Annotated in this window: 1 protein-coding gene; it reads right to left on the bottom strand. The window is 46.4% G+C overall.

What is annotated here, in order from left to right:
- Positions 1 to 146: 146 nt before the first annotated feature.
- A partial coding sequence (locus tag ACNKXV_RS13295) for a YciI family protein (protein ID WP_417908227.1) occupies positions 147 to 543 on the bottom strand: 397 nt, incomplete at its 5' end.

Consider the following 543-nt stretch of genomic DNA (forward strand, 5'->3'; position numbering starts at 1 on the left):
GAGATCTTCAACCCCGAAGTTCCTTTTGACCAGACGGAGGACGAGAAAAAGTGCACTTTTTGTGCTTACAAGGAGATTTGTGGGAGGTGATTCCAGTAGGTAGTGGTCAGCTTCCAGTGTTCAGAAAGACTGCGATTGAAGGCTGATCACTGAACACTTCCTTTAGCGATCTTCCCATGAATCTCATTTACCATCATGAGCGCAGCAGAACCGTACCACTCTTTCAAGTCCATTTTGAGTACACCGGCTTGGATGGCTGGGTCAGTTTCGGTGAGGGCTTTAGCTTCGTCAATGCTTTGCACATCGAAGATGTATATACCACGTAGGTCATCATTTCCGAAGAAAGGTCCGGCCAATACCAGTTTTCCCATCTCTGCCATTTTTCCAATGTTAGCCATGTGACCGGCTTGGATTTCCTGCCGTTGTTCTGGGGTATATTCTGCCACTCGGTCACCTCTAAGGAGGAAAGCCATGACGTATTTTTTCATTCCGATATTATCTGCTCCTAATTTTTTGGCTAGGGCTTCGTCATATTGGCTTTGG

The sequence above is a fragment of the Christiangramia aquimixticola genome (assembly GCF_048285835.1).
Taxonomy (GTDB): domain Bacteria; phylum Bacteroidota; class Bacteroidia; order Flavobacteriales; family Flavobacteriaceae; genus Christiangramia; species Christiangramia aquimixticola.